The organism is Streptococcus mitis, assembly GCF_946188585.1.
Taxonomy (GTDB): domain Bacteria; phylum Bacillota; class Bacilli; order Lactobacillales; family Streptococcaceae; genus Streptococcus; species Streptococcus mitis_DG.
Genome location: NZ_CAMHVI010000001.1, coordinates 157,535 through 181,715 on the forward strand (window position 1 = coordinate 157,535; position 24,181 = coordinate 181,715).

Sequence of the window (24,181 nt, forward strand, 5' to 3'; positions counted from 1 at the left end):
CATAAGAAAAAAGCTCCATAATAGCTGTAGATAAGTCTCCTACAGATATTATGGAGCCTATTTTTATTGTCTTCAAAAGCCTGAAAACATCAATACAATGCGTTTATTTTATATGAAAAGATCTACTGAATTTTTCAAAATAAACTTCCAGTAGTCTTTTCACTTTTTATTAATAAGTTCCTTCTTCACCTTGGCTAGTCAAGATTACCGGACCATCTTTAGTAATCACGAATTGGTGTTCATATTGACAAGATAGGCCACCGTCGATGGTTTTATGCGCCCAACCGGTCTTCATATCTGTATCAATTTCCCAATCTCCAGTATTGATCATGGGTTCAATGGTTAGTACCATTCCTTCACGGAGACGGAGTCCACGGCCTGCAATACCGTAGTTTGGAACCATTGGTTCCTCATGCATTGTTGGACCAACACCATGTCCAACCAAATCACGCACTACACCGTAACCACGGCTTTCAGCGTATTCTTGAATAGCCGCACCGATATCACCGATACGATTTCCAACAACAGCCTGCTCAATCCCCTTGTACATAGCTTCTTTAGTTACGTCCATCAAGTTTTTCACTTCTTCGGACGGTGTACCTACGGCGTAAGCCCAACATGAGTCTGCTAGACCACCAGAATAGCTCTGAGTGTATTTTTTCATTTGCTCGACATTGTTGAAGTTCAATTTTGAGACATTCAAATCAGATTTAGCAATAGGACCTCCCAAAACCATATCAACCTTGAGCAAATCACCATCTTTCAAGATATAGTGGCGAGGAAAAGCGTGGGCTACTTCATCGTTAAGAGAGCAGCAGGTAGCATAAGGATAGTCCATCATGGCACCGTCAACCCCAATCTGAAGCGGAAGGAAATTTTCTTCTTTACAACGACGGCGAACATACTCTTCAACTTCCCACATATCTACGCCAGGCTTAATCAAATCACGTAAGCCGATATGAATACTTGCAAGGAAATCACCGGCTTTATCCATAGCTTCGATTTCACGAGCTGATTTTAATGTTATCATTTTTTCTCCTAGTTTCTAATTAATTTTAACAGTCACATTTGCTTTTGAAACAATCTGATGACCGTGATAAATATCGTAGTCAATAATAGCTGATCTTCTCGTATGATGGATAATACGTGCTTGAATACGCAATATATCATCAATCTGAACAGCCTGCAAAAAGTAAATCAGCATCTGCTCGATAATGAGATTGCGCCCGCTATTCACAACTAAATCTTGGGTCATATGAGTCAAGATTTCTGCCAATACACCGTTAGCTAAAACACCATTTTTTTCAAGCATAAAGGGCTCAACTGTAATGACGACTTCATCATGGTGATAAGAAAGTTTTTGACCAATCTGCTCAGAAAATGTTGGTAGAGCCGAAACTTGGGAACGACTCATCTTCTCCATGACATCTCGTCTTGTCACAACTCCAAGCAAGGTTTGATTATTCCGAACAACCGGTACCATTTCAAAGTCTTCAGCAATCATCCGTTGACTCACATTGGCAATATTTGTCGATAATCCAACTAAAAATAGACTACGCGACATGACCTTGTCAATTGTGGTGCTTGGTGACTTATCACCAGCGTCTCTCATGGTTACAACTCCAACAACAACCTGGTGTTGATTGATAACCGGGAAACGACTGCTACGATTCTTACGAACTAAGTCCAAATAATCTTTGACTGTGTCGGTTTCTCTCAGAAAACCATACTCATGACTCGGACGATAAAGTTTCTCAACTGTCAGAATATCAGTCTTGATTTGAACATTTGACAAGGCTTTATTGATCATAGTCGCGACGGTAAAAGTATCATGCTTGCTTCTTAAAACAGGAATTCCTTTTTGATTGGCCAGTTTAAGAACATCATCATGAACATGAAAACCACCTGTAACCAAAACTGCATTTTCATTTTCCAGCGCTAGTAATTGGATACGAGTACGGTCTCCGACAATCAAGAGCCCCCCATCGTGAAGGTAGGACAAGATATTTTGTTCAGTCATGGCACCGATTGAAAACTTACTAAATTCTCTCTCTAAACCTTCTTGCCCAGCTAGAACCTCAGAAGAAGTTACTTCTGCAATTTCTGCAAATGTTAATCTTTCGATAGCAACTTTCTGAGATTTAACACGAATCGTACCACTTCTAGGACGAGTCTCCACAATTCCACGGTTTTCAGCTTCCTTGATAGCCCGATAGGCCGTTCCATCACTGACTCCTAGATGGTTGGAAATGCTACGAACACTGACTCTTTTACCTACTGGTAATTCCTCCAAATAACTTAGAATTTCTTGGTGTTTACTCATTGATTTCTCCCTTTACAAAGCGAAACTCAAGATAATCTCGCATTTTCCTTGTATAGCGATCACTTCCTTTAAACTGACGGAACAAACGGAATCCAGACTTAAGAGCAACCCTTTGGCTAGCTTCATTTTCAAGGTGAGTAACGATGACTAATTGTTTTAAGCCAAACTCCTCAAAAGAAAGCTGACAAATTTTTCTAACAACCTCTGTCATAAATCCTTGCGACCAAAAATCTGTTCTCAAAAAATAACCAAGTTCTGCTTCTTTTTTAATTTCATCTAGCTTTTCAAACTTAATTGAACCAATCATTTTTTCAGTTTTCTTGTCACAAATAGCCCATACACCTAAAGGAGACTTCATAAAATAATTGGCCAGTGCATATTGACTCTCTTCCAAACTAGCTTGACTTGGAAAAATGAATTGTAAATTTTCTGGATTTGAAGCTATCTCGTGGAAGTCCTGGCTATCACTAAAAAAGAAAGGACGCAAATACAAGCGATCCGTTTCAAAAAAAGAAAACATTGCTAATTTGGTCCAAATATTCATAAACACCTCTACGGTTTATTCTTCAACAAGTGTAATATCCGCTCCTAGATTACGTAATTTTTCAATAATATCTGAATAACCACGTAAGATGAACTCAATATTTGTGATTTCAGTTTTACCTTCAGCCATCAAACCAGCAATGACAAGTGCTGCCCCAGCTCTAAGATCAGTAGCTTTTACATTTGCACCACGTAAACTACGTCCACCAGTATATAAAATATGGTCGTTTGTAGTCGTAATATCCGCGTCCATCTTTGCTAGTTCAAAAACATGGTTTACACGTTTCTCATAAATGGTATCAATAATGGTTCCACGCCCCTCTGCTGTTAACAAAAGAGGAGTAATTGGTTGTTGCAAGTCAGTAGCAAAACCTGGATAAGGAGCTGTCTTAATATTGATTGCTTTCAAATTAGACTGTTCCTCAACAAAAATGCTGTCTTCAGATACAGTCATTCGAACTCCCATTTCTTCCAACTTAGCGATGAATCCTTCTAAGTGTTCGTATAATACATTATTGATACGAATTCCCTTACCGACTGCAGCAGCTAAGGAAATATATGTTCCCGCTTCAATACGGTCTGGAATCACCTGATGACGCGTTCCATGTAAGCTGTCAACACCATCAATAATGATGATATTAGTTCCTGCACCACGGATATGGGCACCCATATTATTCAAGAGAGTGGCAACATCAATAATCTCAGGTTCTCGGGCTGCATTTTCAATAATAGTACGACCATTTGCTTTAACCGCAGCAATCATTGTATTAATCGTCGCACCTACACTAACCGTATCCATGTAAATACTTGCACCATGAAGTCCCACATCTTTAGCAGATAACTTCATATTATCTCCCTCGTAGCTAACAGTAGCTCCCATTGCTTCAAAAGCCTTAAGATGTAAGTCAATAGGACGTGGTCCCAAATCACATCCTCCAGGTAAACCAACTGTAGCTTCCCCAAAGCGACCTAAAAGACTTCCATAAAAATAATAAGATGCACGAAGACTATTGATTTTCCCATAAGGCATTGGAATATTTTGAACACCTCTTGGATCAATCTCTAACACATCGTCATAACGCTTAACGGTAGCGCCCATCAGTTCCATAATTTCGACAAGACTTGCCACATCCGAAATATCTGGAACACAATCCAAAGTCACAACATCATCTGCCAAGATAATAGCTGGAATCAAAGCTACAACACTATTTTTTGCACCACTAATGGTAATCTCACCTTGCAGGGGCAAGCCACCATTGATAACAATTTTTCTCATTTTAAATTTTTAATACTCTTTCAAAATTTCTAAAAAGGTCCTACGTTAAAGTATACCATAATTTCACCTTTTTTTCCATCATTTTCAATTATATTAGCTGAATCGTATTTGTATTAACTGGCCTTTTTTAAAAAGTTTTGCCCCTTTTTGCCCCCTGACACAAAAAAGCCCATCATATAGGCTAGAAAGCTTGATATGATAGGCTCTTTTTATTTTAATTAACGTACTGTACGGATACGCATTGTGTTTGTACGAACAGCTTCTCCAACTGGTACACCAGCTACGATAACGATATCGTCACCAGATTGTACAAGACCTGCTTCAACTGCTTTACGTTCAGCGATTTCGAACATATCGTCAGTTGATGATGGAGCATCTGTCAACATTGGGATAACACCCCAGTTCAACATCAATCCACGTTCTGTCAATTCGTCAAATGTCAATGCCAAGATATCAGCATTTGGACGGTATTTAGAGATCAAACGTGCAGTGTGTCCAGTCTTAGTAAGTGTTACAACCAATTTGATATCCATTGAGTTAGTAGCATCTTTAACAGCTGAAGCCATTACTTCTGTCTTAGAGTTACGTTCGAATGAATCTGAGTTCAAGCGTCCGTATTCGTTAAGAAGAGTTTGAGCATTCTTATCGATTGTAGCCATTGTAGTTACTGACTCAAGTGGGTATTTACCGTTTGCAGACTCACCTGAAAGCATTGTAGCGTCAGTTCCATCGATAACAGCGTTAAATACGTCTGATACTTCTGAACGAGTTGCACGTGGTTTTTCAGTCATTGTTTCAAGCATGTTTGTTGCAGTGATAACAACTTTACCTGCAGCATTGACTTTCTTGATAATCATTTTTTGGTAAACTGGAACCATTTCGAATGGTACTTCGATACCCATGTCACCACGAGCGATCATGATACCATCAGCAGCTTCGATGATTTCATCCAAGTTGTCGATACCTTGTTGGTTTTCGATTTTAGCGAACAATTGAACGTGTCCGTTACCAGTTTCTTTACAGATTGCACGAACTTCGTTAACGTCTTTTGCAGTACGTACGAATGAAATCGCGATGAAGTTGATACCTTGTTCAAGACCGAAGCGGATGTCATCGTTATCGCGTTCAGCAAGAGCTGGGAAAGGAATTTTAGTGTTAGGGATGTTAACACCTTTTTGTTTAGCAATTACGCCATCGTTTTCAACTTCAACTTCAAATTCACGAGTTGCATCGTCTTTAGCAACTACACGAAGACCAAGTTTACCATCGTCAACCAAAACTTGACGACCAACTTCAACATCATCATAGATATCAAGAGCACCAGCAACGTTCAATGCGATCACATCACGAGTTGATTTGATTCCTTGTTTAGTAGCAACACGGATTTTTTCACCAGTTGTGTAAGAGTACTCTTTTGCATCTCCTTCAAACAATTCAGTACGGATTTCTGGTCCTTTTGTATCAAGAAGGAAACCAACTTTTTTACCCGCAAGTTTTTCTGCAAGTTTAACAGTTGCCATACGGTCACCTTGTTCTTGGTGGTCACCGTGTGAGAAGTTGAAACGGAATGTGTTAGCACCAGCTTCAATCAATTTAGCAATGTTTTTAGCTGAAGCTTCAACATCAAGTTTTTCACCCCAGTATCCGTCATCACCGAATTTTTTACCACCACGGATTTCAACCGCAGGTCCCAAAGTTGCAACGATTTTTACACGTTTGTTCATGATTTTTGTGACTCCTTTATATATGACCTTTTTGGTCTTATTAACTAAATTATAAATTATGACAAGCTCTTATTCAAGCTAGATAGCTCAAGGTCAGCCTTATGTGGGTTGTTAACCACAATCTTACCATCTGCAGTAAGGCTAAACAATGCTCCTTCTTCTGCAGTTCCAAGAATTGGGTTTTCAACCATTTTCTCGTTACGGATACCAACCGCAACACCACCGATACCTTCTTTAAGAAGTTTAACAGCATGAGCACCCATACGTGATGCCAAAACACGGTCACGCGCAGTTGGAGAACCACCACGTTGAATATGTCCAAGTTCTGTTACACGAAGGTCGCTTGTATCTCCAGCTTCTTTTAGTTTTTGACCAAATTCAGCTGCTGACATCACACCTTCTGCCAAGACGATGATGTTGTGTTTTTTACCACACTCATAACCAGCTTTGATACTTGCTACAATATCTTCCATCTTGAATCCTTCTTCAGGAATGATGATTTCATCAGCACCAGTTGCAATACCAGCCCAAAGAGCGATATCACCAGCGTTACGTCCCATAACTTCGATAACAAAAGTACGACGGTGACTTGATGACGTATCACGAATCTTATCGATAGCGTCCATAGCAGTCGTAACCGCTGTATCAAAACCGATTGTAAAGTCAGTACCAACGATATCGTTATCGATTGTACCTGGAAGACCGATAGCTGGGAATCCATGTTCAGTCAAACGCATAGCACCGTGGTAAGATCCGTCACCACCGATAACAACTACACCTTCAATCCCGTGTTTTTTCAATTGCTCAATCCCTTTAAGTTGCCCTTCAAGTTGAGCGAACTCTGGGTAGCGAGCTGAGTGAAGGAAAGTACCACCACGAGAAATGATGTCTCCTACTGAAGCTGCATCTAGGGGATGAATTTCACCGGCAACCATACCAGCATATCCGTCATAGATACCAAATACTTCCATTCCTTCTGAAATTGCTTGACGAACAACTGCACGGATGGCAGCGTTCATACCAGGGGCGTCTCCACCACTAGTCAAAACAGCAATACGTTTCATATTGGTTATGCTCCTTTTTCTTTTAACATTCTTACTGATTATATCACATTTAATTGGAAAATTCTTCTATTTTCCGTAATTTTAGCGATAAATCGTTTTCATAACGATTCCACCTAATTTCTCTTCTAATTCAGTGGATTTAGTCACAAAATGATGGGGAGAAACAATCGTTCTTTGTTCCTCTTCATACCTGATGATAACTGGGATTGGGCCTTTATACTGGTCTAAAATTCTCGAAATTTCTTGATCCGATTCATGATTTTTTACCTGTATCCAAAAGCGTTCAGCCACTGCTGCTCTTATTTCTTGTGCAATCATTTGCAGACGACCATCACGTGATTGGATTTTCCCTTTGATATAGTAGAAAGCTCCCTCTCTTACTTCTTTTCCAACCTGTCTATATAAATCTGAAAAGAGGGTAACATCCAATTTTTTCTTACTATCATCCACCTGTAAAAAGGCCATATTTTCACCCTTTTTGGTACGAATTACTTTTATTTTCTGAACTTCAACCAAAATAATAGCGTAGCTATTTTCTGATAAATTTCCGATTGGTGTAATCGGATAAATAGCTCTACTTGCGATAGTTTGTAAGGGATGTTTGCTGACACCTATCCCTAAATGCTCTTGTTCCATATAGAATTTTTCTTGTTCCGTCCAATCTTCCGATTCCTTCCAGCTATAAATTGTATCCCCAAACAAGCTTCCTAACTCTTTCACAAATTCAAATAGATTACCTAAATTATTAAATACTTTTTGGCGATTTTTTTCAAATGAATCGAAAAGACCAACTTTTACCAAAGGTTCTAGCAGAGGAAGTTTCAGATAATTCTCAGGTAATTTAGCTATAAAATCTTCAATGTTGGAATAGGGTCTATTTTCAATAATCCAAAGCGCCAAATCCTTGCTGACTCCCTTAATCGACTTCAGACCTAGATAGAGGGACTTGTTGGCAATTTTATCATGATAAGGAATGGTATTGATGGACAGAGGTGCTACTTCAAAGCCTGCTTCAAGAGCGTCTGACAGATAATCACTGTTGGAAGAATTCAGCATGACCTGATAAAAAATGGCTGGATAATGCGTTTTGAAATAGGCCAACTGGAAGGCCAGGGCTGAGTAGGCATAGGCGTGTGACCTGTTAAAACCATAACCTGCAAACTTCTCCATGACATCAAAGACCTGCTCTGCCTTTTCCGCAGTATGATTTGCTTTTAATGCTCCCTGAATAAAGGAAGCCCTCATTTCATGCATGGCAGAGGCATCCTTTTTCCCCATAGCCCGACGTAAAATATCGGCTTTTCCGAGGCTAAATCCAGCAAATCTCTGAGCAACCTGCATAACCTGCTCCTGATAGAGCATGATGCCGTAGGTTGGAGCCAAAATATCCTCCAGTACTGGATCCAGAACAGTCACTTCTTCCTGACCATGCTTTCTTGCCACAAAATTATTGATATAGTCACTTGCACCTGGACGATTTAAAGAAGTAGTTGCTACAACATCTTCAAAACAGACTGGTTGCACACGTTTGAGCAAGCGAATGGCACCAGGTTGCTCAAATTGAAAGATACCTTTTGTATTCCCAGAAGCGAATAAAGCCAGCGTTTCTTTGTCTTCCAAATCAATTTCTTCAATTTTCAGATTAATACCTTCTGTTTCAGCAAGCAACTCTTGCATCTTCTGGACAAAGGTCAGATTTCTCAATCCCAGAAAGTCCATTTTCAAAAGTCCACTAGCTTCAACACCATGAGCATCGTACTGAGTCAGTGGAATTTCATCACCATGCTTCAGAGGGATGTAGTTGGTCAAATCTTGGTCGCTAATCACAACACCAGCCGCATGGACCGAGGTTTGTCTTGGATAGCCCTCTATCTTGCAGGCAATTTCAAAGGCTTTTTGGTATTCTAACTTACTATTGATTTGCTGACGAAACTGGAGATTGCCCTCATAGGCCGACTTAAGATTGTCACGAAAACTGATTTTCTTGGTAATTGCAGATAATTCATACTCTGGCACACCAAAGCGCTTCAAGACATCACGTAAAGCTTGCTTAGCCCCAAAGGTAGAAAAAGTAACGATTTGCGCAGCATGTTTGCTACCATATTTGTTACCAACATATCTGATAAAATCTGGACGATAAATATCAGGGATATCTATATCAATATCAGGCATGGTATAGCGTTCACGATTGAGGAAACGTTCAAAAATCAGATTCTTCTGAACTGGGTCAATCCCTGTGATATCCAAAGCATAGGAAACCAAGCTACCAACTGCAGAACCACGTCCCATTCCCATGTAGTAGCCATTCGAACGTCCAAAACGCAATAAATCCCAAACAACCAAGAAATAGTCATCAAAGCCCATATCATGAATAACAGCCAATTCTTGGTCTAGACGGTCTTGATATTCTTTACTAGTCAAACCCTTCTGAGCAAGTCCAAGCTCAGCACGCTCTCTCAACTCTTCTACTGCTGGTCTAGCTGGATTAAAACGAGGCAGTTTCAGACTAGTATCCAAGTCATAAGAAATACTTGAAATAAGCTTTTCTAAATTGTCCAAGGCTTGCGGGAAACGTTCTTGGAATAGCTTCTCTAAAGAAGTTGCTGAGATAAAGACATCTTGTCGTGAACGCAAGGGAACTTCTCTAAGTGGTAGATTTTCTTTAATCGCTGTTAATACTTGCAGGACTTCTCTATCCTTGCTTTCAAATGTATTGACCCGATAAAGTGGCAAAATAGGACGATAAAATTCGCTTGCCAGTGTTTCTGGGTAAACCCCTATATAGTAATCACAGCCAAGATTTAACAACTCCAATCCATCAAAATAAGGCACAATTACCGCAATATCCTCCAGATACTGAGATAGAACTGACCAACTTTTCTCCCCCTGCATCTTGGCTGTTGAAAGCTTCATCAACTGCTGATAGCCTACACTAGATAGAGCTAAAAAGCGCAAATTCACATCCTTATCATCTACAAGCACATTCATTTCAAGCCCTAACAAAGGATGAATGCCGTATTTATTTGTAACCTCTAGAAAATCGAAAGCCCCGTAAAGATTGTCAATATCCATCATAGCCAGATGAGTGTAGCCATAGTCTTTTGCTGCTCTCACATACTTGTCGATTGAAATGACACTCTCCATAAAACTATAGACTGTTTTTGTATCTAGTTGTGCGATCAATTTACACTTCTCCTCTATCATTCTCACTATATTATACCATTTTCTTAAAATTTCTATCACTATTACTGATGCTTTAATATCTAATAGCTCAAATCATAGTTAATTAGACAATCCTTGTCTGATTTCCAACAGCACCACTAATATTTTTGTATTTAAGCTTATCATTTCACATGTTTATTTTATAAATACTTATTTTTATTTATTATAGTTTCTATTAATTTTTATAGTATCTTTTCTCTCTGTTTTTTGATATAATAACCTTAATATATTTCATAAGTAGGAGGCTTTTATGCGTTTTAATCAATTCAGCTATTTAGCGCTACCTAGAGATAGAATTATCTTTGAATTAAAAAAGTATGGGTTTGATTTACAAGTCAATATTACAAATAAAAAAATGCTCGAAGCGTTTCTTATTCGTTTCTCTTTTAATTATAAAGATAGCACCTATCCTCTATCCAGTTTAGCAGTTGATAAAGAAACTGACTTACTGACTTTTCTTCAGTCAGACAAAGTGTTGACTGCAGATATTTTCTACACTGTGGCCTTTCAACTTTTAGGCTTTTCTTATTTGGTTGACTTCGAAGACAGTGATGTTTTTCGTAAAGAGACTGGTTTTCCTATTGTGTATGGTGACTTGATTGAAAATCTCTATCAGTTACTTAATACTCGCACCAAAAAGGGAAATACTCTTATCGACCAACTTGTTAGCGATGGACTGATTCCTGAGGATAATGACTATCATTACTTTAACGGCAAGAGTTTAGCTACTTTTTCTAGCCATGATGTCATTCGAGAAGTCGTTTACGTTGAGTCTCGTGTCGATACTGACCGAAAAGGGCTACCAGACTTAGTCAAGGTCAGCATTATTCGTCCTCGTTATGACGGGAAAATCCCTGCCATCATGACAGCAAGTCCCTATCATCAAGGAACAAATGACAATGCCAGTGACAAAGCTCTTTACAAGATGGAGGGCAATCTTGAGCTTAAGCCTGCTCACAAGATTGAGATAGAGGAACCTCAACTAAATCTCGTCCAACCTCATGACCAAGCTGAGCTTGTGTCAGAAGCTGAGGAAAAGCTAACGCACATCAATGCTAGCTATACTCTCAACGACTACTTCCTTCCACGAGGTTTTGCTAATCTCTATGTCTCAGGTGTTGGTACCAAAGACTCTACTGGTTTCATGACTAACGGGGACTACCAGCAAATCGAGGCTTATAAAAATGTCATCGATTGGCTTAATGGTCGTTGCCGTGCCTTCACTGACCACACGCGCCAACGTCAAGTCAAGGCTGACTGGTCAAACGGAAAAGTAGCCACAACTGGACTTTCTTATCTAGGTACCATGTCCAATGGTCTTGCGACTACAGGTGTAGATGGTTTAGAGGTTATCATTGCTGAAGCAGGAATTTCCTCTTGGTATAACTACTATCGTGAAAACGGTCTGGTGACCAGCCCAGGTGGTTATCCAGGTGAGGACTTTGACTCCCTTGCTGAACTAACCTACTCTCGTAATCTCTTGGCTGGTGACTATATCCGTGGTAATGAAGCTCACCAAGCTGACTTAGAAAAAGTAAAAGTGCAACTGGATCGCAAGTCTGGCGACTACAATCAATTTTGGCATGACCGCAATTATCTGCTTAATGCCCATAAGGTAAAGGCAGAGGTTGTCTTTACTCATGGTTCACAGGATTGGAATGTTAAACCTCTTCATGTTTACCAGATGTTCCATGCCCTTCCTAGTAATATCAACAAGCACCTCTTTCTCCATAATGGCGCCCATGTGTATATGAACAACTGGCAGTCTATTGACTTCCGTGAGTCCATGAATGCCTTATTGACTAAGAAATTACTGGGACAGGAAACGGAATACCAACTTCCTACTGTTATCTGGCAGGATAATACCGTTCCTCAGACTTGGTTATCACTTGATAATTTCGGTGACCAAAAGAACTTTGAAACCTTCGCACTTGGTCAAGGCGAGCAAGTTATTGAAAACCAGTACTCAGATCAGGATTTTGAGCGTTATGGTAAGACCTACCAGACCTTCAATACAGAACTCTACCAAGGAAAAGCTAATCAGATTACTATTGACCTTCCTGTGACTAAAGATCTTCACTTGAACGGTCGTGCTCAACTCAATCTACGTATCAAATCCAGCACAAACAAGGGTTTATTATCTGCCCAACTGCTAGAATTTGGACAGAAAAATTACCTACAACCTTATCCAGCTGTTTTAAGTGCTAGAACCATTGACAACGGTCGCTACCATATGTTGGAAAATCTCAACGAATTGCCTTTTCGCGAAAATGCACAACGCGTCGTGACAAAAGGCTATCTCAACTTACAAAATAGAAATGATTTACTGTCGGTAGAGGATATTACTGCAGATGAATGGATGGATATCCAATTTGAACTGCAACCAACTATTTACAAGCTAAAAGAAGGAGATACTCTTCGTTTAGTCCTTTATACTACTGACTTTGAAATCACCATACGTGACAATACCGCTTACCACCTGACTGTTGATCTTGAACAGTCTACACTTATCTTACCTTGTCAAAAGGTATAATGTAACAGACATTCAGTATGGAAAAATCTCCACTTGAATAGTCTAACGAAACAGAAATTTGGTATCAAATCCTGTCCAAAGAACAGATTATACTACCCCCGCTGCTGAACCTTGGACAAATGATACTAACCCCCCTAACCAACATGTGTAACCCTCTATCATACACGCTACCACATGTTGGACAATCTCTGTGAATTGCCATTTGGCATAAATTCACAACAAGTCGTGACAAAAGGCTACCTAAATTCAATGATTTACTGTTAGTAGAGGACACCAATGTAAATAAACGGATAGAGAGCCAATTCATCTCCACCCAACTAGTGACAAATTAAAAGAGGGAGATTCTCTCCGTTTAGTCCTATACTACTGACTTTGAAATCATCATACGTGACAATACCGCTTACCACCCGACTGACAATCTCGTTCAGTCCACGCTTTCTGTATCTAGTACAAGGAGTAACATTTTATGAATAAATCTGAACACCGACACCAACTCATACGAGCTCTTGTAACGAAAAACAAGATTCATACTCAAGCTGAGCTACAAGCTCTTCTTGCCGATAATGATATTCAAGTTACACAAGCTACACTTTCGAGAGATATTAAAAGTATGAACCTCTCAAAAGTACGTGAAGAAGACAACTCTTACTACGTGCTCAATACAGGCTCTATCTCAAAATGGGAGAAACGTCTCGAAATCTACATGGAAGATGCTCTTGTCTTGATGCGTCCCGTTCAACACCAAGTCCTCCTTAAAACCCTTCCTGGGCTTGCTCAATCATTTGGTTCTATTATTGATGCTTTGAGTTTTCCTGACGCTATCGCTACGCTCTGTGGGGACGATGTCTGTCTGGTCATCTGTGAAGATGCAGAGGCTGCACAAAGTTGTTTTGAAGAATTGAAAAAATTCACACCACCATTCTTTTTTGGTGAATAAAAAAACTCCGTGTCCAATGTTAAGGCACGGAATTTTTTATCTTCTTTACTGTGATGGATTTTCATTTTTGGTTCGTGCCAATCTCAGGGCACGGTTTGGATTGAGACGATTAAATAGTTCTTCCAATTTCTTTTCATTCCAAAGGTCTGCGGCGGAAACGAAATTGCCATCCGCATCTCGGAAAGATATCGGTTTATCTCCCATATCAGTCTCCTAGTCTACAAATTCAAACTCAAATTTACCAATGCGGACCAAATCCCCATCCTTAGCACCACGCGCACGTAGGGCTTCATCAACCTCCATACCACGTAATTGACGGGCAAATTTCATAACAGATTCGTCACGATCAAAGTTGGTCATATTGAAGAGTTTCATGAGTTTTTCACCAGAAAGCACCCATGTCGCATCGTCATCACGACTAATTTCAAAGGCCTTTTCTTCCTCGTCAAAGCCGTAGTAGGCTTCTTCTTCCATATCTGACTCGTCGTAGAGTAAGAATTCTGGTGTCTTATCTAACAATTCAGCTGTAGCATCCAAAAGCGTAGCCAGACCTTGCTTAGTCAAACCAGAAATTGGGAAGATTGCTGGTAACTCTTCAAATTCATCGTAGTTTTCAGCCAATTTTTTCTTGAATTCTTCAAGATTTTCCTGACTCTCAGGCATGTCCATTTTATTGGCTACGATAATCTGTGGACGCTCCATGAGACGGAGGTTATAAGACTCTAACTCCTTATTGATAGCTAGGTAGTCCTCATAAGGATCACGGCCTTCGCTAGCTGACATGTCAATGATATGGAGGATAACACGGGTACGCTCGATGTGACGGAGGAACTGGGTTCCCAGACCAACACCCTGACTAGCCCCTTCAATCAAACCTGGCAAGTCGGCTACTGCAAAGGATTCACCTGATTGGGTACGAACCATACCTAGATTTGGCACGATAGTGGTAAAGTGGTAAGCACCAATTTTAGGTTTAGCTGAGGTGATAACACTTAGAAGTGTTGATTTTCCTACAGATGGGAAACCAACCAAACCAACATCTGCCAAGATTTTTAGTTCCAATTGTAACTCACGTTCCTGACCTGGTTCTCCATTTTCAGAGATTTCAGGTGCAGGATTTTTTGGTGTCGCAAAGCGGATATTTCCACGACCACCACGACCACCGTGGGCAACGATAAATTCTTGACCGTGTTCAATCAAATCTGTCAAGACCTTGCCAGTCTCGGCATCACGCACAGTCGTTCCTTGTGGTACTCGAACTCTAAGGTCCTCGGCACCACGACCATGCATCCCTTTAGTCATTCCTTTTTCACCAGAATCAGCCTTAAAGTGGCGATTGTAGCGGAAATCCATGAGGGTACGTAGTCCTTCGTCTACAACGAAGACCACATTGCCTCCACGACCACCATCACCGCCCCAAGGACCGCCATTAGGGACATATTTTTCACGGCGAAAGGCAACCATGCCATCGCCACCATTACCAGCCTTGACCTTGATCTTGGCTGTATCTAAAAACATACTCATTTTTTCTTCTCACTTTAAAAAAGGGCTGGGAAATCCCAGTCACAAAATTTTATTGAATCTATTTTATAGATTACTGAGGGCACCAATTGCAGTTGCAAAAATACCCAAAATACTTGCCAAAAGCATAATAACCACGATAATTAAAGTTAATTTCTCAAACAAGGTTTTTTTACGATTTCCATTATCTCCAAATGCCATTTTCTTCTCCTTCGTTACATTCTATTTTCTATTATCTTAGCATGAATTCAGCTAGTTTTCAATAGTCAGTTGCTACAGGTGCAATCATCCATAAAATAATATAAGCTACAATTCCAGCTCCATAACCAAAAGCAAGAACACCCCATATTACACGAACAATAGTAGGATCTATATCAAAATAATAAGCAACCCCAGCACAAACACCCGCAATCTTTTTATCACGACCACTTCTCATTAATTGTTTTTTCATAGCTGTTCCTCTTTCTATTCTTCACTGTCTTTCCAATAATCTCTAATGCTGATTAACTGTGTTTTTGATGCCTTCAGCATCCGTCTAGAGCCTTTTACGGGCACAGCAACCACCTGTTGTGGAAGATACAAAACTGTCTTAAAGATACGCTGACCAACCGTATCATCTTTGGCTAAATCTTTCTCGAAATTATTTGAAATAATGGCATCCAGATAAAACTCATGCACCCGTTTTCCAAAGTTCTCCGCTGAAATCTCGTACAACTTCTCTGATAAAGTATGCTCATTCATGTCCGGCGTTGCAATTAGAGCTTCTAAAATAGCTCCGGCTAAATCATGTTCTCCATAGTACAAGGTTCCAAACATCTTGTCACTGATCAGATTGTCCAGATAAGGATTTCCATGTGCAATGACAGGCGTTCCACTAGCCAAGCTTTCCAAGTAGGTCAAGCCTTGCGTTTCACTTGTCGATGCCGAGATGAAGAAATCCGCCGCCTTATAGTAAAGAGCGGTCTCACTAGGCGCAATCATCCCTGTAAAGATGACTGAGTCTTGAATCTCTAGTTTCTGGGCTTGCTCTTTGAGGTCATTCAGATAAGGACCGTCCCCAGCTACCACCAGTTTAACCTTGTCTTCTTCTTTCAAAACTTCTGCAAAGGCTGCAAGTACTGCTTGAATATTTTTTTCATAGGAAATTCTAGAAAGACTAAGCAGCATCTGTTCATCATCTTGAATTCCTAATTTACTACGTAGTTCTTTTAGATTTTCTTGCTTGATTTCCGGACGCTCAAACTTGGCTAATTCAATCCCAGTTGGAATGACCCGTTTTTCCACTTTAACCTTATAGTCAGATAGCAAATCACGGACAATCTCACTCGGGCAAATAACCCCATCCACATCATGCAAGAAACCTCTGACCAGATACTTGACCATACTAGGGCGAATCAACATCCCCTTAGCAATATAATGCACATAGTCTTCGTACTGGGTGTGATAGGTATGAATGACTGGAATTTTCAATTCACGCGCAATCCAAATCCCCAACAAGCCAAGAGAAAATTCTGTCTGAGTATGGATAATATCTAACTGATACTGTTTGGCAATTTCAAGCGCCTTGCTAAAGCCTCGATAGGCAAAGCGGCGATCTTTAAAAGCAAAAAAGGGAACACTTGGAATGCGGATAATTTGCCAATCTTCATAACGATTGACATCCTTATCCGTCGTCGTAAAGATAAAAACAGCATGCCCCTGCTTTTCAAGTTCTGTTTTCAGGGTTCGAATACTGGTCGCAACACCAGAAACCTGAGGAAAATAGGTATCTGTAAATAAACCAATTCGCATAGATTACCTCTCTTTTTACTTTCTCCCTAAAGCGGCTTGTTTCTCATAAAAGTCCAACCAGATTTGTAACAGGTGCTCTTCAGAATACTCTCTGGAAATATTCTTAGCCTTTTCTTTAAGTTCTTTTAAGGCAACAGGATTGGCTTGATATTCCAAAATAGCTTCTTTCATTTCTTCTCTATCTGCTGTCGCCCGATAATTTCCCTCCAAAATTACCTTATAGAGATCCAAATCACGCAACATAATAGGAGCCTCACAACTGGCAGCCTCTAAAATCGTCATCGGAAAGAGCTCATTGTAACTAGGAAGCAAGAAAAGATCCGCTAGGGCATACAACTCGCGCATCCGCTCTGGCGATACAATACCTGGAAAAATCAAATTTTTAGGGGGATTCTCCATGATTTTCTTGTAACTTTCATAACCATCTGTCATGCCACCAAAAGAGAAACCACCGGCCCAGATAAAGGTAATCTGAGGCAATTCCTCAGCCAGACGGATAAAATCATCAATCCCTTTGCGTTTCTGAACTTGACCAGCACCTACTACGATAAACTGATTGTCACTAAGACCTAGCTCTGTTCGCAGTCTCGCTACCTCTTCTTGTGAAAGAGGATGCCATTTTTCTTTGTTGACAAAGTTAGGAATATAGGTCACTTTTTCACGTGGAATACCAGCTGCCACCAAATCCTCGATAAACATAGGATTGACCACAACCAATTGCTCCATCCGGTTGTAAAAAGAAAATACATAGCGTTTCACAATTCCCTTTAAGAAAAATGGAATTTTCAAACTCCCCTCAAGTGTATCAGGCAAGAAATGCACATAGCCAATTTTTCTCCCTGAGCGTTTCTTTTGAAATGTAGATAAATAATAGGGGAAATCAATCGTATGAAAGTGAGTCACATCTGCCTCAATTGGTAGATTTTCAGTAACAATCAATTGATCCTTTGCATCACGGTGAAGAAGACGAACTAATTCACGGTAGGCACCTGAAACTCCTTGTCCTGCTACTTTCTCACTTGAACTCAACATATTGATGCGTAATTTCTTTTTTTCCATAACTACTATTATATCATTTTCTTTGAATAAAATCAGCAAAAGAAAGGAGAGACTAGAGGAAAAGAAAGGGAAATTTCCTCGCTTTTCCAATAGGCTCTCACATTCTTTTATCTATTTACTTAATGCCTAAGGCAATGCGGGCATAGCGACTCATTTTTTCAACGGTCCAGGCTGGATACCAGACTAATTTGACCTCAGTATCAGTTACTTCTGGCACCTCTGTCATGGCATCATAAATCTGGTCTGTCAAAAGGTCTGCTAGAGGACATCCCATAGTTGTCAAAGTCATATCAATCTCTGTTTGCCCTGTGTCACCGTCAAAACGAATCTCATAAATCAAACCAAGATTGACAATATCGATTCCCAACTCAGGGTCAATAACTTCTTCCAAGGCTGATAAAATTCGTGTTTTGATGTTTTCAATTTGCTCTTCTGTATAAGCCATATTCATCCTCACTCTTAGTCTTCAATAAAATCACGAAGCGGTTTGCTGCGACTTGGTTGGCGTAGTTTTCTCAAAGCTTTAGCTTCAATCTGACGGATACGCTCGCGCGTCACGTTAAAGACTTTACCCACATCTTCAAGGGTGCGCATTTTCCCATCATCTAACCCAAAACGTAGACGCAAAACATTTTCTTCACGGTCTGTAAGAGTATCCAAGACCTCATCCAACTGCTCACGCAAGACGATACGAGTTGTATAATCCACTGGATTTTCAATCACTTCATCTTCGATAAAGTCCCCAAGGTGACTATCATCCTCTTCACCGATTGGTGTTTCAAGAGATACTGGTTCTTGGGCAATCTTCAAGATTTCACGAACCTTGTCTGGTGTCATATCCATACGTTCTGCGATTTGTTCTGGCGTTGGGTCTTGTCCCAATTCTTGAAGGAGATTACGTTGTTCACGAACCAATTTATTAATGGTTTCAACCATGTGGACTGGAATACGAATGGTACGAGCTTGATCCGCAATAGCACGAGTGATTGCTTGACGAATCCACCAAGTCGCATAAGTTGAGAACTTGAATCCTTTAGAATAGTCAAACTTGTCAACCGCCTTCATCAAGCCCATGTTCCCTTCTTGAATCAGGTCAAGGAACTGCATACCACGGCCAACATAGCGCTTGGCAATGGAAACAACCAAACGAAGATTGGCTTCAGCAAGACGTTGTTTGGCTTCAATATCGCCAGCTTCAACAGCCAGTGCCAATTCTTTTTCCTCTTCATTGGTCAAGAGAGGAACGACCCCGATTTCTTTCAAGTACATACGAACAGGGTCATTGACCTTAGCCGAAGTTGATCCAATCAAGTCCTCATCGCTGAGCTCTGGCTCTTCTTCTGCACTAAGCACACGCGCACTTGGATTTCCTTCGTTATCTGTGATTGAAATCCCTGCATCCTGAATTCGTTGCAAGAGATCTTCAATCCCATCAGCATCCAAGGTAAAAGGAATAACTAGACTAGCATTGATTTCATCATCTGTTGCTGTCCCTTTTTGTTTATGATTACGGATAAATTCTGCTACTTGTACGTCAAATGTTGTTACTTCTTTTTGTTTTGTTGCCATTATTACTCCATTCTTCTCTTTTGGGAAATTAAACGTTCCAATTCTTCTAGGGCTGTATCGGTATCTCCTACATGGCTAGCTTCCTGCACCTTCTTTTTGATTCTCATATTGTCCTGATTCAAGAGAGCCTTATTTCGAGTCATCTCTACTTCACTAAGTTCCTGCGGAGACATCTCAGCAGGCAAATCCTGAGCTAAGACTTGGTACCAAGCTCTTTCAACTTCCTCTGTCTGCTCAGCTAAAACTTCTGGAGGAAGATTGCCATACTGGCCAAGCAAGTCATATAAGACCTGAAATTCAGGTGTATCAAATGCAAAGTCTTCTCGCAAGCGGTAATCGTTCAAAACAAGAGGGGATTCCATCATTCGATAAAGTAGATGGGCTTCTGCCCTCATAATAACCGATAACTGCTTGGTGACAGGCATAGTAATTGGCGTCGGTCTGGAAATTCCTTCCATGCGATTCTGCCTTTGTGCCTGACGGCTTTCATTAACAATCTGCTCAATCTGGGCATAATCAAAGGATGCTAGACTGTCAGCTAAAATATGAATATAACTGTTTTGAGCAGTGATGGACTTTTCTTGAACAATCAAGGGCGCTATTTTTTCAATAAACTCAATCTGAGCCTGCAGATTTTCACTATTTTCAGGTTTGTACTGGTGAATGTAAAACTCAATCGGACTAATACGAGTTTTCGTTAATAGATAGGCCAAGTCTTCTGGACTATTTTTTTGTAGATATTCATCTGGATCCAAGTTATCAGGCATGCTGACAATTTGCACAGGTATATCACCAATTTCATCCAATGCTTTCAATGTCGCGGCTTGCCCAGCCTTATCGCCATCGTAAACAAGAACCAACTTCTTGGTTAACCTTTTCAGATGCTCAACATGCTCACGACTCAAGGCCGTTCCCATAGACGCCACAGCATTTTCGATTCCAGCACGATAGGCTGCAATGACATCCATGAATCCTTCCATGAGGTAAATCTCACTGGCTTTACCAGAAGATTTTTTTGCCCTATCCATATGATATAATTCGTAACTTTTGTTAAAAATTGCAGTCGATCGGCTATTTTTATACTTAGAAGTTTGTGAATCCGTTTTCTGCCAGATACGACCTGAGAAGGCAATGACCTTTCCTTGATCATTGGTCAAGGGAAACATAATCCGATTGTGAAAGGTGTCTACAAATTGATTAGCATCCGAGAGATAAAACAATCCTGAATCTAGAAAATCCTCATCACGATACTGACCAGACAAACGTTGATAGAGATAGTTTCGTTCTGGAGGTGCCAAACCAATCCGAAAATGTTTGAGCACTTCATCTGTCAAACCACGCTGATAAAGGTAGTTTCTGGCTTCCTCCCCCATGGTCGTTGTCATAAGAATAGCATGATAAAATTTGGCTGCATCTTCATGCATATCATAAAGAGCTTGGTGGGGGGAGGCTGGCTTCTGCTCACTATAAAGAGGTTTTTCCACCTCTATCCCGACACGCTGACCTAAGATTTGGACAGCCTCCATAAAGGGAACCCCTTGGTACTCCTCGATGAACTTAAAGACATCACCAGAGCGCCCACAACCAAAACAGTGGTAAAACTGCTTGTCCTCGACAACGTTGAAAGAAGGTGTTTTTTCACCATGAAAAGGACAGAGCCCTAGATAGTTCCGTCCTGCCTTTTGTAAAGAAATCACATCCCCTATGACTTCCACAATGTTGGCATTGTTTTTGATTTCTTCAATGACTTGTTTGTCAACCATACACAATACCTCCATGTTATCATAGTTTACTTTATATAGTATACTTTATTTCAGAAAAAAAGTAAACCATTTCACTCATTTTCCCTACTTTATTCAAAGAGCTGATAATAATCAGAGATTTTCATTTTTGCTTTTTCTTCTTGTTTCAAATCTTGGATAATTCGTCCTTCTTTCATGACAATTAAACGATTACCATATTTGAGTGCATCTTCCATATGATGGGTAATCATAAGCGCTGTCAGCTGATCTTTCTTGACAAATTCATCCGTCAATTCCATCAAGGCCACACTGGTCTTTGGATCAAGGGCTGCAGTATGCTCGTCTAACAAGAGTAATTCAGGACGCTTCAAGGTTGCCATCAAGAGACTCAAAGCCTGTCTTTGTCCACCTGATAAGAACTCAATCGGTGTATTCAAGTGTTTCTCAAGACCGTTTCCCACTTTTTCAATGGTTGACTGAAATTCATCCTTATAGCTAGCCAGACGTCTCGGAAACAGTCCACGCTTTTCACCACGAAACTTGGCAATCAAGAGATTCTCTGCCACTGTCATACGAGGAGCTGTCCCCATCTTGGGATCTTGGAAGACTCGAGAAAGATACTTAGCCCGCTTCTCTGGTGAAAACTTGGTAACATCTTCACCCAAAATACGAATAGTTCCACTGGTTAGTGATAAGGTTCCTGCAATGGTGTTAAAAAGAGTTGATTTACCAGCACCATTTCCACCCAAAATCGTGATAAAATCCTGTTCAAAAATTTCTAAGGAAACTTCATTTAAAATAATCTTTTCTTCATCAAAGCCATTTTTAACGACTTTGGTTGCATTTTTTAATTCTACAATTGCTGTCATTTACTTAACTTGCCTCCTTTCAAGATTGTTTGCTTAAATGTTGGAATCATGAGACAGACTGCTAGAATCAAGGCGCTGTACAAACGAAGGTAACTTGTGTTAAAGCCAAGCGCGATAACTGCCCATACTAAGAATTGATAGGCTATAGAGCCAACAACGATGGCAACCAAACGCTCTGCCAAACTCAAACTCTTGAAGATCACTTCTCCAATAATCAAACTTGCAAGCCCCACAACGATCACCCCGATTCCTCGAGATACATCGGCATAACCTTCTTGCTGGGCAATGAGAGCTCCTGCAAGGGCAATCACACCATTTGATAAGACCAATCCCATGAGCTCCATGCGTCCAGTATGAATTCCGAAACTTCTAGCCATATCAGGATTGTCACCTGTAGCAATATAGGCTTGTCCGAGTTTGGTATCCAAGAAAAAGAGCATGAGAACAATTACAAGACTGACAAAGATAAAACCTGTCAATAGTTGGTTCAAATCTGAATCAAAAGGTAAGACATCCTGAATTTGCTTAGTTCCAAGCAAGCCTAAATTCGCACGCCCCATAATTAAGAGCATGATAGAGTGACAGGAAGTCATCACCAAAATCCCTGAGAGCAAGGTTGGGATCTTCCCTTTTGTATAAAGAAGGCCTGCTGCCATTCCAGCCAGACAACCTGCTCCTACAGCAACAAGTGTCGCTAAAAAGGGATTTACACCGTTGGTTATCAGAGTGACAGCAACAGCTCCCCCAAGAGGGAAGGAACCTTCCGTCGTCATATCTGGAAAGTTCAAAATCCTAAATGTCATAAAGATTCCCAGACCTAAAATAGCCCAGACAAATCCTTGAGAAATAATAGATAGTATCATTTGTTTCTTAACCTTTTCTATATGATTTCTATTGTAAAAAATTGGAGGAGATGTCCCCAACTCCTCCATTACAGATTATTCAATCACTTGTCCTGCTTCTTTAAGAACAGATTCAGGAATCGCAATACCTAGCTCTTGTGCCAATTTTTTATTGATAACTGATTTACCAGTTGAAAAGACATTGACTGGAGTTTCAGCTGGTTTTGCACCTTTCAAGACTTCCGCAATCATTTTACCTGTTGCAACACCAAGGTCGTGTTGGTCAACTACAACTGATGCCAAACCACCTGCTTCTACCATGGCAGTTGCACTTGGATAGATTGGTTTTTTAGCTGATTGGTTGCTTGATACAACAGTAGAGAAGGCTGAAGCAATAGTGTTATCAATTGGAACCCAGATAGCATCGACCTTGCTAGTCATGACGTTAACTGTTGAAGCAATTTCGTTTGTTGAAGGAACTGCAAATGTTTCCACTGTCAAACCTGCTTTTTCAGCATAAGCTTTAAATTCTTCTACCTGTGTTTTTGAATTATCTTCACTGCTTGAGTAAAGAGCACCGATTGTTTTTACATTTGGTGTCAAAGCTTTGATGAGTTCAACTTGTTGTTGAGCTGGATTGTGGTCAGATACCCCTGTAATGTTGCCGCCTGGTTTTTTCAAATCTTTGACCAAGTTAGCTCCGATTGGGTCTGTAATAGCGGCCATGATAACCGGTAGATCTTTTGTTGCACTAGCCAAACCTTGAGCAGCTGGTGTTGCGATACCAACAACCAAGTCATTGCCATTTGCAACCAATTGTTTACTCATTGTCGCAACCTTACTTTGGTCACCTTCTGAGTTCATAAAGTCAATCTTCAACTGATCATCTTTATAACCTTCTTCTGCAAGTCCATCTTGGATCCCTTTATAAATCAAGTCAAGAGATGGATGGCTCACAAACTGAAGGACACCAACTTTGGCAACTTTCTTTTCGTTCTTAGCTTCTGGTTTATTCATTGAAGAGTAAATCAAGCTTCCTGCTACTAAAACTGCTAATGCAGCGATAATTCCAATTAAACGTTTATTTTTCATTCTATTTCTCCTTTTTAATTCCTTTAAACTACTTCACTTATCTGAACAAGCGACGCCATCGTTTTCTTTCCATA

The 24,181-nt window shown here is 40.3% G+C and carries 21 protein-coding genes and 1 pseudogene; 3 read left to right on the top strand and 19 right to left on the bottom strand.

Going from position 1 to position 24,181, the window contains the following annotated elements; genetic code table 11:
• Positions 1–169: 169 nt before the first annotated feature.
• The 7 genes from N8M66_RS00775 to N8M66_RS00805 form a co-directional block, all read right to left on the bottom strand.
• A complete protein-coding gene (locus N8M66_RS00775) occupies positions 170–1,030 on the bottom strand; it encodes a methionyl aminopeptidase (protein ID WP_000631543.1) in 861 nt (286 codons plus the stop codon).
• A gap of 15 nt (positions 1,031–1,045) precedes the next feature.
• Positions 1,046–2,323, bottom strand: coding sequence for a CBS-HotDog domain-containing transcription factor SpxR (gene spxR / locus N8M66_RS00780; RefSeq protein ID WP_000033820.1), 1,278 nt, complete (start codon positions 2,321–2,323; stop codon positions 1,046–1,048).
• A complete protein-coding gene (locus tag N8M66_RS00785) occupies positions 2,316–2,867 on the bottom strand; it encodes a GNAT family N-acetyltransferase (protein ID WP_261045466.1) in 552 nt (183 codons plus the stop codon). Before N8M66_RS00785 ends, spxR begins: the two co-directional genes overlap by 8 nt.
• Positions 2,868–2,882: 15 nt before the next feature.
• On the bottom strand, positions 2,883–4,142 hold the full coding sequence (locus N8M66_RS00790; protein ID WP_115904419.1) for a UDP-N-acetylglucosamine 1-carboxyvinyltransferase: 1,260 nt from the start codon (positions 4,140–4,142) through the stop codon (positions 2,883–2,885).
• 218 nt (positions 4,143–4,360) lie between these two features.
• Positions 4,361–5,866 (bottom strand): pyruvate kinase, encoded by a 1,506-nt coding sequence (gene pyk, locus N8M66_RS00795; RefSeq protein WP_004259601.1) that lies wholly within the window; start codon positions 5,864–5,866, stop codon positions 4,361–4,363.
• A gap of 56 nt (positions 5,867–5,922) precedes the next feature.
• On the bottom strand, positions 5,923–6,930 hold the full coding sequence (gene pfkA / locus N8M66_RS00800) for a 6-phosphofructokinase (protein WP_020900675.1): 1,008 nt from the start codon (positions 6,928–6,930) through the stop codon (positions 5,923–5,925).
• A gap of 81 nt (positions 6,931–7,011) precedes the next feature.
• The gene (locus N8M66_RS00805; protein WP_261045011.1) at positions 7,012–10,113 is read right to left on the bottom strand and encodes a DNA polymerase III subunit alpha; all 3,102 of its coding nucleotides are present in this window, start codon (positions 10,111–10,113) and stop codon (positions 7,012–7,014) included.
• A 289-nt stretch (positions 10,114–10,402) separates the two neighbouring features.
• On the opposite strand from N8M66_RS00805, the gene N8M66_RS00810 reads away from it, so the two are divergent.
• The 3 genes and pseudogenes from N8M66_RS00810 to N8M66_RS00815 all read left to right on the top strand — a co-directional run bounded on the left by N8M66_RS00810 (position 10,403) and on the right by N8M66_RS00815 (position 13,622).
• Positions 10,403–12,685, top strand: a complete 2,283-nt coding sequence (locus tag N8M66_RS00810; RefSeq protein WP_261045012.1) for a Xaa-Pro dipeptidyl-peptidase — start codon at positions 10,403–10,405, stop codon at positions 12,683–12,685.
• 150 nt (positions 12,686–12,835) lie between these two features.
• Positions 12,836–13,155 (top strand): annotated as a pseudogene (locus N8M66_RS09480) (Xaa-Pro dipeptidyl-peptidase); the annotation flags it as partial.
• Positions 13,152–13,622, top strand: a complete 471-nt coding sequence (locus tag N8M66_RS00815; protein WP_261045014.1) for an arginine repressor — start codon at positions 13,152–13,154, stop codon at positions 13,620–13,622. The pseudogene N8M66_RS09480 and the gene N8M66_RS00815, both read left to right, overlap by 4 nt.
• 45 nt (positions 13,623–13,667) lie before the next feature.
• Here the strand turns inward: N8M66_RS00815 and N8M66_RS00820 are convergent, their stop codons facing one another.
• The 12 genes from N8M66_RS00820 to trpX form a co-directional block, all read right to left on the bottom strand.
• Positions 13,668–13,826 carry a hypothetical protein gene (locus N8M66_RS00820; protein WP_033683527.1) on the bottom strand — a complete coding sequence of 53 codons (159 nt, stop codon included), beginning with the start codon at positions 13,824–13,826 and terminating at the stop codon, positions 13,668–13,670.
• Positions 13,827–13,835: 9 nt separating this feature from the next.
• Positions 13,836–15,146, bottom strand: a complete 1,311-nt coding sequence (obgE, locus tag N8M66_RS00825; protein WP_261045020.1) for a GTPase ObgE — start codon at positions 15,144–15,146, stop codon at positions 13,836–13,838.
• 63 nt (positions 15,147–15,209) lie between these two features.
• The gene (locus tag N8M66_RS00830; protein ID WP_033683525.1) at positions 15,210–15,344 is read right to left on the bottom strand and encodes a DUF4044 domain-containing protein; all 135 of its coding nucleotides are present in this window, start codon (positions 15,342–15,344) and stop codon (positions 15,210–15,212) included.
• Between the two features lie 58 nt (positions 15,345–15,402).
• Entirely contained in the window at positions 15,403–15,579 is a 177-nt protein-coding gene (locus tag N8M66_RS00835) for a PspC domain-containing protein (protein WP_261045468.1), read from the bottom strand.
• 29 nt (positions 15,580–15,608) lie between these two features.
• A complete protein-coding gene (locus N8M66_RS00840) occupies positions 15,609–16,934 on the bottom strand; it encodes a glycosyltransferase family 4 protein (protein ID WP_261045021.1) in 1,326 nt (441 codons plus the stop codon).
• 15 nt (positions 16,935–16,949) lie between these two features.
• The gene (gene cpoA, locus N8M66_RS00845; protein WP_261045023.1) at positions 16,950–17,993 is read right to left on the bottom strand and encodes an alpha-galactosylglucosyldiacylglycerol synthase; all 1,044 of its coding nucleotides are present in this window, start codon (positions 17,991–17,993) and stop codon (positions 16,950–16,952) included.
• A 115-nt stretch (positions 17,994–18,108) separates the two neighbouring features.
• Positions 18,109–18,438 carry a metal-sulfur cluster assembly factor gene (locus N8M66_RS00850; RefSeq protein WP_000331925.1) on the bottom strand — a complete coding sequence of 110 codons (330 nt, stop codon included), beginning with the start codon at positions 18,436–18,438 and terminating at the stop codon, positions 18,109–18,111.
• Positions 18,439–18,452: 14 nt separating this feature from the next.
• Complete coding sequence (gene rpoD, locus N8M66_RS00855; protein ID WP_004259586.1) at positions 18,453–19,562, bottom strand: RNA polymerase sigma factor RpoD; 1,110 nt, start codon at positions 19,560–19,562, stop codon at positions 18,453–18,455.
• 2 nt (positions 19,563–19,564) lie between these two features.
• The gene (gene dnaG, locus N8M66_RS00860; RefSeq protein ID WP_261045025.1) at positions 19,565–21,325 is read right to left on the bottom strand and encodes a DNA primase; all 1,761 of its coding nucleotides are present in this window, start codon (positions 21,323–21,325) and stop codon (positions 19,565–19,567) included.
• Positions 21,326–21,414: 89 nt separating this feature from the next.
• Positions 21,415–22,173 carry an ABC transporter ATP-binding protein gene (locus N8M66_RS00865; RefSeq protein WP_261045026.1) on the bottom strand — a complete coding sequence of 253 codons (759 nt, stop codon included), beginning with the start codon at positions 22,171–22,173 and terminating at the stop codon, positions 21,415–21,417.
• Positions 22,170–23,036 carry an ABC transporter permease gene (locus tag N8M66_RS00870; RefSeq protein WP_261045027.1) on the bottom strand — a complete coding sequence of 289 codons (867 nt, stop codon included), beginning with the start codon at positions 23,034–23,036 and terminating at the stop codon, positions 22,170–22,172. The genes N8M66_RS00865 and N8M66_RS00870 overlap by 4 nt, the downstream gene beginning before the upstream one ends.
• A 75-nt stretch (positions 23,037–23,111) precedes the next feature.
• Positions 23,112–24,107: a tryptophan ABC transporter substrate-binding protein gene (gene trpX, locus N8M66_RS00875; RefSeq protein ID WP_261045028.1), complete on the bottom strand. Its 996-nt coding sequence runs from the start codon at positions 24,105–24,107 to the stop codon at positions 23,112–23,114.
• Between the last annotated feature and the right edge of the window lie 74 nt (positions 24,108–24,181).

Coding starts and splice junctions, on each gene's coding strand:
- cpoA (WP_261045023.1), bottom strand. CDS start 17,993: ATGGAAAAAAAGAAATTACGCATCAATATGTTGAGTTCAAGTGAGAAA.
- obgE (WP_261045020.1), bottom strand. CDS start 15,146: ATGAGTATGTTTTTAGATACAGCCAAGATCAAGGTCAAGGCTGGTAAT.
- N8M66_RS00840 (WP_261045021.1), bottom strand. CDS start 16,934: ATGCGAATTGGTTTATTTACAGATACCTATTTTCCTCAGGTTTCTGGT.
- rpoD (WP_004259586.1), bottom strand. CDS start 19,562: ATGGCAACAAAACAAAAAGAAGTAACAACATTTGACGTACAAGTAGCA.
- N8M66_RS00865 (WP_261045026.1), bottom strand. CDS start 22,173: ATGACAGCAATTGTAGAATTAAAAAATGCAACCAAAGTCGTTAAAAAT.
- pyk (WP_004259601.1), bottom strand. CDS start 5,866: ATGAACAAACGTGTAAAAATCGTTGCAACTTTGGGACCTGCGGTTGAA.
- dnaG (WP_261045025.1), bottom strand. CDS start 21,325: ATGGTTGACAAACAAGTCATTGAAGAAATCAAAAACAATGCCAACATT.
- N8M66_RS00810 (WP_261045012.1), top strand. CDS start 10,403: ATGCGTTTTAATCAATTCAGCTATTTAGCGCTACCTAGAGATAGAATT.
- spxR (WP_000033820.1), bottom strand. CDS start 2,323: ATGAGTAAACACCAAGAAATTCTAAGTTATTTGGAGGAATTACCAGTA.
- N8M66_RS00835 (WP_261045468.1), bottom strand. CDS start 15,579: ATGAGAAGTGGTCGTGATAAAAAGATTGCGGGTGTTTGTGCTGGGGTT.
- pfkA (WP_020900675.1), bottom strand. CDS start 6,930: ATGAAACGTATTGCTGTTTTGACTAGTGGTGGAGACGCCCCTGGTATG.
- N8M66_RS00830 (WP_033683525.1), bottom strand. CDS start 15,344: ATGGCATTTGGAGATAATGGAAATCGTAAAAAAACCTTGTTTGAGAAA.
- N8M66_RS00790 (WP_115904419.1), bottom strand. CDS start 4,142: ATGAGAAAAATTGTTATCAATGGTGGCTTGCCCCTGCAAGGTGAGATT.
- N8M66_RS00815 (WP_261045014.1), top strand. CDS start 13,152: ATGAATAAATCTGAACACCGACACCAACTCATACGAGCTCTTGTAACG.
- trpX (WP_261045028.1), bottom strand. CDS start 24,107: ATGAAAAATAAACGTTTAATTGGAATTATCGCTGCATTAGCAGTTTTA.
- N8M66_RS00820 (WP_033683527.1), bottom strand. CDS start 13,826: ATGGGAGATAAACCGATATCTTTCCGAGATGCGGATGGCAATTTCGTT.
- N8M66_RS00850 (WP_000331925.1), bottom strand. CDS start 18,438: ATGGCTTATACAGAAGAGCAAATTGAAAACATCAAAACACGAATTTTA.
- N8M66_RS00775 (WP_000631543.1), bottom strand. CDS start 1,030: ATGATAACATTAAAATCAGCTCGTGAAATCGAAGCTATGGATAAAGCC.
- N8M66_RS00870 (WP_261045027.1), bottom strand. CDS start 23,036: ATGATACTATCTATTATTTCTCAAGGATTTGTCTGGGCTATTTTAGGT.
- N8M66_RS00785 (WP_261045466.1), bottom strand. CDS start 2,867: ATGAATATTTGGACCAAATTAGCAATGTTTTCTTTTTTTGAAACGGAT.